General features: G+C 47.1%; 8 protein-coding genes and 1 tRNA gene. 6 read left to right on the top strand and 3 right to left on the bottom strand.

Annotated features, from left to right (window positions below; all coding sequences use genetic code 11):
- Nucleotides 1-184 precede the first annotated feature (184 nt).
- A tRNA-Ser gene (locus SOHN41_RS07815) sits at nucleotides 185-275 on the bottom strand.
- Nucleotides 276-453: 178 nt separating this feature from the next.
- Nucleotides 454-1,059 carry a peroxiredoxin C gene (locus tag SOHN41_RS07810; protein ID WP_007647478.1) on the bottom strand — a complete coding sequence of 202 codons (606 nt, stop codon included), beginning with the start codon at nucleotides 1,057-1,059 and terminating at the stop codon, nucleotides 454-456.
- A 386-nt stretch (nucleotides 1,060-1,445) separates the two neighbouring features.
- Here SOHN41_RS07810 and SOHN41_RS07805 point away from each other — a divergent pair, with 386 nt between their 5' ends.
- Nucleotides 1,446-2,765, top strand: coding sequence for a Na+/H+ antiporter family protein (locus tag SOHN41_RS07805; RefSeq protein ID WP_007647477.1), 1,320 nt, complete (start codon nucleotides 1,446-1,448; stop codon nucleotides 2,763-2,765).
- 150 nt (nucleotides 2,766-2,915) lie between these two features.
- Here the strand turns inward: SOHN41_RS07805 and upp are convergent, their stop codons facing one another.
- Nucleotides 2,916-3,542, bottom strand: a complete 627-nt coding sequence (upp, locus tag SOHN41_RS07800) for a uracil phosphoribosyltransferase (RefSeq protein ID WP_007647476.1) — start codon at nucleotides 3,540-3,542, stop codon at nucleotides 2,916-2,918.
- A gap of 326 nt (nucleotides 3,543-3,868) precedes the next feature.
- Here upp and purM point away from each other — a divergent pair, with 326 nt between their 5' ends.
- The 5 genes from purM (at nucleotide 3,869) to asnB (ending at nucleotide 10,525) form a co-directional block, all read left to right on the top strand.
- The gene (purM, locus tag SOHN41_RS07795) at nucleotides 3,869-4,906 is read left to right on the top strand and encodes a phosphoribosylformylglycinamidine cyclo-ligase (RefSeq protein WP_007647474.1); all 1,038 of its coding nucleotides are present in this window, start codon (nucleotides 3,869-3,871) and stop codon (nucleotides 4,904-4,906) included.
- Entirely contained in the window at nucleotides 4,906-5,550 is a 645-nt protein-coding gene (purN, locus tag SOHN41_RS07790; protein WP_007647473.1) for a phosphoribosylglycinamide formyltransferase, read from the top strand. The genes purM and purN overlap by 1 nt, the downstream gene beginning before the upstream one ends.
- A gap of 157 nt (nucleotides 5,551-5,707) precedes the next feature.
- Nucleotides 5,708-6,454 (top strand): HAD-IIA family hydrolase, encoded by a 747-nt coding sequence (locus tag SOHN41_RS07785; protein WP_007647472.1) that lies wholly within the window; start codon nucleotides 5,708-5,710, stop codon nucleotides 6,452-6,454.
- Between the two features lie 199 nt (nucleotides 6,455-6,653).
- Complete coding sequence (locus tag SOHN41_RS07780; RefSeq protein ID WP_007647470.1) at nucleotides 6,654-8,330, top strand: M28 family metallopeptidase; 1,677 nt, start codon at nucleotides 6,654-6,656, stop codon at nucleotides 8,328-8,330.
- 530 nt (nucleotides 8,331-8,860) lie between these two features.
- A complete protein-coding gene (gene asnB, locus SOHN41_RS07775; protein ID WP_007647455.1) occupies nucleotides 8,861-10,525 on the top strand; it encodes an asparagine synthase B in 1,665 nt (554 codons plus the stop codon).
- The last annotated feature ends 81 nt before the right edge of the window (nucleotides 10,526-10,606 follow it).

Below are 10,606 nucleotides of genomic sequence, written 5' to 3'. Positions count from 1 at the left end.
CGAGGAGCGGTTATTCGAATGAGGAACCCAAGGGTTCAAATGGCTTAAATGCAAAAACGCCGCTAATAAGTTAGTGGCGTTTTTGACTGAATATGGCGTAGGAGCTGTGTTTCGAATGAGGAACCTAGGGTTCAAGCGACATAAACAAAAAAGCCATCATTGCTGATGGCTTTTCCGTGAAATATGGCGGAGGAGCAGGGATTTGAACCCTGGGTGGGCTATAAACCCACGCCGGTTTTCAAGACCGGTGCATTAAACCACTCTGCCACCCCTCCGAACGACCGAGATAATAGCGATCTCTTATACCTGTGTAAACTTAAATTTGTTGTATGTTGAATTGATTGGCGATTTCCTATTCACTCCGCTTGATTTTCAGCATAAACGCTCAAAAACGGACCTAAAACAAAAAAGCTGCCCTAGGGCAGCTTTTTATCTCTAAAAACCTAACGCGAATTACAGAGAGCTTGCGTTTTCAGCCAGGTAAGCCGCAACACCTTCAGTGCTGGCGTTCATGCCTTTGTCGCCTTTTTCCCAACCCGCTGGGCAAACATCACCATGCTCTTCGTGGAATTGCAGTGCGTCGATCATACGTAGCATTTCATCAACGTTACGACCTAATGGCAGATCGTTAACCACTTGGTGACGAACCATACCTTCTTTGTCAATCAGGAATGAACCACGGAAAGCCACGCCCGCTTCTGGGTGCTCAACATCGTATGCTTTGCAGATGTCGTGCTTAACGTCAGCCACAAGGGTGTATTTCACTTGGCCGATACCACCCTTTTCAACTGGGGTGTTGCGCCATGCATTGTGGGTGAATTGAGAGTCGATAGACACACCAATCACTTCAACACCACGCTTAGTGAACTCTTCCATGCGGTGATCGAAAGCGATCAACTCTGATGGACAAACGAAAGTGAAGTCAAGTGGATAGAAAAATACAACCGCTGGCTTGCCTTTGATCGCGGCAGTTAAGTTGAAGCTATCTACGATTTCGCCAGAACCTAATACAGCTGCAGCAGTAAAATCAGGAGCCTGACGGCCTACTAATACGCTCATTTTATATCTCCATCTATGAGTTGAACTAAGTGTAAGGCAAGATGCCCTTTAGTCAGTATGTCTTTTCAACCTAGGTTGAGTTAAATCCTTACAAATTAAAGGTGTTCTTACCAATCAAATCTTTAGGCATTATAAGTCGTGTGCTGTGCCTTACAACCTATTTAAGACCAATATCACATTTTTCAAGGGCATTTCCGTTTTGCCTGACTAAGGATAGAGCAATCTGCGTATCCCGTGTGCGAAGCAATCCACATTCGGCTAACAGCCAAAACCCAGCCTGTTCACATTTGCAGATATTTTCCAGATTAAGCTTCTGCAAACTGGACATACATGGTCTTTACAGTCAAAAATACCGCCTTTGGCTTACAGAATTAAGAAAATTGACTATGAATGCAGTCGTTATTGCAGTGTGCTTAATGTTAGCACTCAGTTTAGCTAGGGTGAATGTGGTTATCGCCCTCACCGTCAGTGCCCTAGTGGCGGGACTGGTGGGCGGAATGGATCTGCATCAAACCATAGACGCCTTTAATACAGGTTTAGGTGGCGGGGCCCAAATTGCCCTCAGTTATGCCCTCTTAGGCGCCTTCGCTGTAGCCTTATCACACTCGGGTTTAACCACATTGATCTCCAAGGCTATTATCACCAGCCTCGGCCAAGAGCCAAATAACACTAATACCAACTGGGTGCGTTGGTTGTTATTGCTATCATTGCTCGTGATGTCAATGGCATCCCAGAACATTCTGCCTATTCATATTGCCTTTATTCCGATATTGGTGCCGCCCCTCTTGCATGTGATGTCCAAATTGAACATCGACCGTCGTTTAATCGCCTGCGTTTTGACCTTCGGCCTAGTGACCACCTATATGATTTTACCGATTGGGTTTGGTGGCATCTTCTTAAATGATATTTTGCTGTCGAACTTAACCAGCAATGGCCTTGTTGCCGTGCGCGAACAAATACCGCCTGCGATGCTGATCCCCGCCGCAGGTATGGTCGTCGGATTACTCACAGCGGTATTTATCAGTTACCGTAAACCTCGGACCTACGACGAGGCCAAAGTGCTGGTTGCAGAACCCGAGGAAAACCTCAATAAACGCAATATCATCATTGCCGCACTGGCAATATTAGCCACCCTAGTAGTACAACTCGAAACCGACTCGATGATTTTTGGCGCCTTAGTCGGCTTTATGATTTTCAGTTTCTCGGGCGCATTAAAGCACGTTGCTGACCAAGATATTTTTAACCAAGGCGTACGTATGATGGCCAATATTGGCTTTATCATGATTTCCGCCGCAGGCTTTGCTGCCGTAGTCAAAGAAACCGGTGAAGTGGGGACACTTGTGGCCTCGCTCAGCGACATCATTGGTGACAATAAGGCTCTGGCGGCCTTCTTGATGCTACTGGTTGGTCTACTGATCACTATGGGGATCGGCTCGTCTTTCTCCACCATCCCGATTATCGCGACTATCTATGTCCCATTAGCGTTAAGTTTTGGTTTTTCGGTGGCGGCAACGATTGCCTTAGTAGGCACAGCCGCGGCGCTGGGTGACGCGGGCTCACCAGCATCGGATTCCACCTTAGGCCCCACCGCGGGTTTAAATGCCGATGGTCAGCACGATCACATTCGTGACAGCGTGATCCCCACCTTTATTCACTACAATATTCCACTGTTAGTATTCGGCTGGATTGCAGCCATGGTGCTGTAACTAATTGATTCTGTTTATGCTACATCGCAGAATAAAGTGACCTACAATTCGAAACGGCTATTTAGGACGGGTCACCGCAAATAAAAAGGCCGAATCGTAATGCGATTCGGCCTTTTTATTGAGCGCCCGTATTAATAGGTGCTGGAACGATTATTTAGTACCAAAGATTTTATCGCCCGCATCGCCAAGACCAGGCAGGATATAACCTTTCTCGTTTAGGCATTTATCAATAGCGGCAGTGTATAACTCGATATCAGGATGTGCTGCTTCTAGGGCTTTTATTCCTTCAGGTGCGGCCACTAACACTAAGGCTTTGATTGAAGTACAACCGCGTTTTTTCAATAAATCGACGGTCGCAATCATAGAACCACCAGTCGCGAGCATAGGGTCGACAACAAGCGCAATGCGCTCATTCAAATCGCTGGCTAACTTTTCAAAATAAGGCACTGGTTCTAAGGTTTCTTCGTTACGGTAGATACCCACAACTGAGATACGCGCACTGGGTATATGCTCAAGTACACCGTCCATCATGCCAAGACCCGCACGTAAAATCGGCACAACCGTGACTTTTTTGCCTTTGATTTGGTCGACGTCAACCGGACCATTCCAACCTTCAATCGTAACAGTTTCAGTTTTGAAATCTGCGGTAGCTTCATAGGTTAGTAAACTACCCACTTCGGCGGCTAGCTCACGGAAACGTTTAGTGCTAATGTCACCTTCGCGCATTAGGCCGATTTTGTGACGCACTAAGGGGTGCTTAACCTCGACAACTTTCATTTTTCTCTCCTACTTTTGTTCGCGTATTATCTTAGGCAAATTTTTCAGATTCTAGTTGATTTGTTTATTAGGTAAAACATAAAGTTTTGCCATTCGAGCTAATCGTGAGCAATCTCCCAAGATTAATTTCCGATTGCCTAAGATACACACTCCTATTTGCCGTTTTGTGACCAATCCCACGGCATAGAAAGTGAAATGTCACCCATTCGAGGTAAAAATAGCTCCCCAATTGGGATAAATCCAAATCATGGCTTTCGACCCCTAGCACAAGCTGATAGAATACCGCCGCATAAAATCCAATAACGATGTACCCGAGAGGATCCTCCGTGAGCACTCCTACCCCACTGAGCTATAAAGATGCCGGCGTTGATATCGATGCAGGTAATGCACTGGTAAGTAACATTAAAGCTGCCGTTAAACGTACCCGTCGTCCAGAAGTTATGGGCAACTTGGGCGGTTTTGGCGCCCTGTGTGAAATCCCCACTAAATACAAACAACCTGTTTTAGTGTCAGGCACCGACGGTGTGGGCACTAAACTGCGTTTAGCCATCGACTATAAAAAACACGACACAGTCGGCATAGACTTAGTTGCCATGTGTGTGAACGACTTAATCGTTCAAGGCGCTGAGCCATTGTTTTTCCTCGATTACTATGCAACGGGTAAGCTGGATGTTGAAACGGCGACCTCTGTCGTCAACGGCATCGGCGAAGGTTGTTTCCAATCTGGTTGTGCGTTAATCGGTGGTGAAACCGCTGAAATGCCCGGCATGTACGAAGGTGAAGATTACGACCTAGCAGGTTTCTGCGTGGGCGTAGTTGAAAAAGCCGACATCATTGACGGTAGCAAAGTGGCTGCGGGTGATGCGCTTATCGCATTAGCCTCGAGCGGTCCCCATTCAAATGGTTACTCTTTAGTACGTAAAGTATTAGAAGTGAGCCAAGCAGATCCTCAACAAGATCTCAATGGTAAACCGCTGATTGAGCATCTACTTGAGCCAACCAAAATTTACGTGAAATCATTGCTGAAACTGATCGCTGCATCGGATGTACATGCCATGGCACACATTACTGGCGGCGGTTTCTGGGAAAATATCCCCCGTGTACTACCCGATAATTGCAAAGCGGTTATCCAAGGCAATTCATGGCAATGGCCTGCGGTTTTCAGTTGGTTAATGGAAAACGGCAACATTGCTGAATATGAAATGTACCGCACCTTCAACTGTGGTGTCGGCATGATAGTCGCGCTACCAGCCGATAAAGTCGATGCAGCCCTTGAACTGCTCGCAGCCGAAGGCGAACAAGCTTGGCTTATCGGTGCTATCGCTGAACGCGAAGGCAATGAAGAGCAAGTGGAGATCCTGTAATGCCCCAGCGCTGTCGTGTCGTTGTATTAGTTTCCGGAAATGGCAGTAACCTGCAAGCGATTATCGACGGTTGCGACGATAATCTGCAGGCCGAAGTTGTCGGAGTGATCAGTAATAAACCCGATGCCTATGGCCTAGTGCGCGCCCACCACGGCGAAATTGATACCAGCTGCGTGATAGCTCACCTAGGTGAATCTCGCTCTGAATACGATGCACGTTTAATGTCAGTGATCGAACAGTACCAGCCCGATTTAATCGTGCTGGCAGGATTTATGCGGATCCTCACCGATGATTTTGTGAATCATTATCTAGGTCGCATGATCAACATTCATCCTTCACTGTTACCTAAATACACTGGCTTAAACACCCATCAACGTGCGATTGACGCCAAAGAGAGTGAACATGGTGCCAGCGTACATTTTGTCACGCCAGAGCTAGATGCAGGTCCAGTGATCTTACAGGCCAAAGTCCCTGTGTATGAGGACGATACGGCGGAGATGCTTTCTGCCCGTGTACATGAGCAAGAACATGCCATTTACCCTCTGGTGGTAAAATGGTTCAGCCATCAGCGACTTAATATGCAAAACGGCCAAGCCTATCTCGATGGCAATCTTATCGGTCCAAGCGGTTACGCACCTGATTAAAACGGCTTAATTGCAAGTAGTAGCAAGATCACCAATAGAGACCTTAGGGTCTCTATTTTTTTAACTATTTTCTACAAAAGCATTGTTTTCTGAGGCAATGTGGCATTAGATAACTTTACGAAAAGTGAACTTTGCTCGGCATATAAGAGACTATTAGATGAAAAATATTATCTGCGATATCGATGGTGTACTACTGCACGACAATAAACTGATCTCCGGCAGTGACAAATTTATCCAGCGCATTTTAGCACAAGGCAATCCTCTGGTGGTCCTCACTAACTACCCAGTACAAACGGGTAAGGATCTGCAAAACCGTTTAAGCGCCGCCGGTATTGATATTCCCGAAGAATGCTTTTATACCTCCGCCATGGCCACCGCCGACTTCTTAAAACACCAAGAAGGAAGCAAAGCCTTTGTGATAGGTGAAGGCGCCCTCACCCATGAACTCTATAAAGCTGGCTTTACCATTACCGATATCAACCCTGACTTTGTGATTGTCGGTGAAACCCGCTCCTACAACTGGGATATGATCCATAAGGCCGCCGGTTTTGTCGCCCGCGGCGCCCGTTTTATCGCCACCAACCCCGACACCCATGGCCCAGCGTACAGCCCAGCCTGCGGCGCCCTGTGTTCGCCGATTGAACGTATTACCGGTAAAAAGCCATTCTACGTGGGCAAACCGAGCGCATGGATTATTCGCTCGGCGCTAAACCATATCGATGGCCACTCGGAAGACACTGTCATCATAGGCGACAATATGCGCACCGATATTTTAGCCGGCTTCCAAGCGGGGCTTGAAACCATTCTGGTCACCAGTGGTGTGAGTAAGCTTGAAGATATAGATAAAGAACCCTTCCGCCCGAACCATGTGTTTGCCTGCGCTGGCGATATTGATGTCGTTTAAGCCTTAAACCTTCCTCTTCTCAGCACCTTAGCGTGCTGAGAGCGACAACAGACTTTATACGGTAAAGCAACATTAAGTAACACATTCACCTGCCACTCAGCCTTGTGGCTCGCAGCGGCTTGCTTCATGATAAGTCTCGCTCCTGATTGATTAACAGAAATCTAAAATTCCTTAATTAAAACAACAGTAGGATTAACCTATGCGACGTCTGTATCCACTCTGTGCCCTGGCTATGCTCAGTGCCTGTAGTCCGAATGCATCAGAGTCTGATGGCAACAGCTCCTTGGCTGAAATCAAACCAGTACAGTTTAATGAAGCGCGCTTTAGAAATGATATTAAAGCCCTGTCATCCGATGAGTTTGAAGGCCGAGCCCCCACAACTCACGGTGAAAAACTTACCCTAGACTATTTATCCAAAGCCTTTGCAGATATGGGACTCAAGGGCGCGTACCAAGGTAGCTTTTTACAACCAGTGCCTATGGTGAGCTATACCGCAGATGAGGCGCAGCAAGTCACACTGGCGGGCTTACCCTTTCAATACCGCAAAGATCTGGTGCTTAGCAGCCGCCACGATAACGGTGGGATTAATATTGAAAACGCACCATTAGTCTTCGTCGGCTATGGGGTGAATGCACCCGAATATGATTGGAATGATTACCAAGATCTCGATATGAAAGGCAAAATTGCGGTGATCTTAGTCAATGACCCCGGTTTTGCCCGCCCTGACTCGGGGAAGTTTAATGGCAAAGCCATGACCTATTACGGCCGCTGGAGCTATAAGTTTGAAGAAGCAAGCCGCCAAGGTGCCCTTGGTGCACTGATCATCCATGATACTGAGCCCGCCTCTTACCCTTGGTCCGTGGTAGAAAATAGTTGGACTGGGCCACAGCAAGATCTCGTGCTGAGCAAAGCCGAGCAAGATAGCCGAGTACAAGTCGAAGGTTGGTTAAGCTTAGATACCGCTACTCAATTGTTTGATAAAGCGGGGTTATCCCTGCCTAACTTAATGGCCCGCGCCGCCGATAGCCCAATTAATTTACCCCTTGAGCAAACGGCCAGCATCGCCTTTAAAAATAAAGCCGAATACGCCAACAGCTACAACGTTGTCGCCACACTTCCCGGCGGCACACAAGCCGACGAGCAGATCCTCTTTACCGCCCATTGGGATCATATAGGTAAAGACGAGACGAAAGCAGGCGATCAGATTTATAATGGCGCCATGGATAATGCTTCCGGCACTGCTGGCATCCTCGAAATCGCCAGACAATTAGCCGACAATGCCAAACAGGGCCATGGTTTAGCACGCTCGGTCACCTTTATTGCCACCACAGGTGAAGAACAAGGCTTGCTCGGTTCGCGCTACTACGCCGCCAACCCACTTTATCCAATCGATAAAACCGTGGCGGTATTAAACCTCGACAGCACCAATATCTACGGTAAAACCAAAGACTTCACCATAGTCGGTAAAGGAAAGTCCGAGCTAGAGAATTACCTAGTCGATGCCGCCAAACAGCAAAATCGTATCGCCTTGGGTGAAAAAAATCCCGCTTCGGGCGGTTTCTTCCGCTCAGATCATTTCAGCTTTGCCAAACTGGGAGTGCCCGCCGTATTTGCGGGGGGCGGTAGCGAGCCCATCGATGAGGCGACCTTAGCCTACAAAACCCAGATGCAAGCGACAATGAAAGGCTGCTATCACAATATCTGCGATGAATATCGTGAAGACTGGGATTTAAGCGGTGCGCTGCAAGACTTGCAAGTCTACTACCAAGTCACGCGCGCATTAGGCAACAGTCAAGCATGGCCAGGATATTATCAGGGCACAGAGTTTAATAGCCTGCGCCCAGCTCAAACAATGTTAGAGACGGCTGCCAAATAATTAGTGCCGCTAGCGAAATGCGGTTCAGTTAGGCGCCTATTGAGTCATTGAACAAAGCGCCAAATGGGATGAAAAAGCACATGAGTCATTCAGGTGCTTTTTTTTCGGCTTACAAAGCCCACAATTTGCATGAAATATCCGCCCAGCCATAGCACTATGCACAGGCATATGTCGTATTTTGATAATAAACTTGATGGATTAACTGATTAAAAATAAAACACTTAAACCTGTGAACTCGTCATTTAAGGTCTTTTTAGCCATTTTTCTGTTATCGACACTTTTTTAAAAGACATTATGAATTCCCCAAAACCCCTCACACCAAATCAAACAATAAAATCAAATATTCAAAAATAACACGATTTAAATGAACTATTCTCAAATAAAACCGTAAAACATAAACATCAAAACCAATAAAAACCCAGATAAACAGATGAAACATTAAAAATAGTGTTTGGCAAATCTCCAAATTGCTGGCACATTGAACCTCAATTGAGACATCCTCAAATGACAGACAGTGTGGGAGTTGTACTATGTGTTCAATTTTTTCGATTTTAGATATCCAATCCGATGCCAAACAACTGCGCCAAGTTGCGCTAGAAATGTCTAAGCTGATGCGCCACCGTGGCCCTGACTGGTCAGGTATTTATGCCAGTGATAAGGCGATTCTTGCCCACGAGCGTTTAGCGATTGTTGACATTGAACACGGTGCCCAGCCGCTGCTGACCGAAGATGGCAGTTTGATCCTCGCGGTCAACGGTGAGATCTACAACCATAAAGAACTCAAAGCCCAGTTAGGCGATAAATACAGCTATCAAACCAACTCTGACTGTGAAGTCATTCTGGCGCTATATCAAGAATATGGCACTGACTTCCTTGATAAATTAAACGGTATCTTCGCCTTTGTGTTATATGACAAAGCCCAAGATAGATACCTTATCGGCCGCGATCATATGGGTATCATCCCGCTATACACGGGCCGTGACGCTGCGGGTAACTTCTATGTGGCCTCGGAAATGAAAGCCCTGATGCCAGTATGCAAAACTGTGGAAGAATTCCAGCCTGGCCAATACTTATACTCAAGCGATGCAGCCGCGGTGAAATACTATACACGCGATTGGCAAAGCTATGATGCGGTGAAAGATAACCCAGCCAGCCAAGAGGAATTGCGTGACGCATTAGAAGCGGCGGTCAAGCGCCAATTAATGTCAGACGTGCCCTATGGTGTGTTGCTATCGGGTGGTTTAGATTCGTCCGTTATTTCGGCCATAACCCAAACCTTTGCCAAGCGCCGCATTGAAGACGATGGAGAAACGGGTGCTTGGTGGCCACAGCTACACTCCTTTGCCGTCGGCTTAAAAGGCGCGCCGGATTTAATCGCCGCCAAGAAGGTCGCCGATGCCATTGGCACCATTCACCACGAGATTAACTTTACCTTCCAGGAAGGACTCGATGCGATTAAAGAAGTGATCTATCACTTAGAAACCTACGATGTCACCACCATACGAGCTGCCACACCAATGTACTTAATGGCACGTAAAATCAAAGCCATGGGCATTAAGATGGTGTTATCGGGTGAAGGTGCTGACGAGCTATTTGGCGGTTATTTATACTTCCATAAAGCGCCCAACGCACAGGCATTCCATGAGGAATTAGTCCGCAAACTCGATAAACTGCATCTGTTCGATTGCCTACGAGCCAACAAAGCCATGGCCGCCTGGGGATTAGAAGCCCGTGTGCCCTTCCTCGATAAAGAGTTTATGGATGTGGCGATGCGCATCAATCCTGAAGCCAAAATGTCTAAGGATGGCCGTATCGAGAAACACATCCTGCGCCAAGCCTTTGAGCACAAATTACCAAAAGAAGTGGCATGGCGTCAGAAGGAACAATTCAGTGATGGTGTAGGCTACTCTTGGATTGACGGTTTGAAAGAACAAGCTGCGGCGCGGGTGGATGATTTACAATTGGCAAACGCGAAATTCCGTTTCCCATACAACACCCCAGAAACCAAAGAAGCCTATTTCTATCGCTGCTTCTTTGAGGAACATTATCCACTGAGCGGCGCCGCAGAAACGGTTCCTGGCGGTAAATCCGTCGCCTGTTCAACGCCAGAAGCACTGGCTTGGGATGAAAGTTTACGCGGCATTATCGATCCATCGGGCCGAGCCGTACGTTCGGTACACACAGCAAGCTACTAATCACTAAGCTAATGAGCCGAAAATACAAAGCCACCCTAGGGTGGCTTTGTATTTTCAACGACTCTTGAGGCAGACTAAGAT

The organism is Shewanella sp. HN-41 (assembly GCF_000217915.1).
Lineage (GTDB): Bacteria > Pseudomonadota > Gammaproteobacteria > Enterobacterales > Shewanellaceae > Shewanella.
This window is presented reverse-complemented; position numbering and strand designations above follow the sequence as displayed.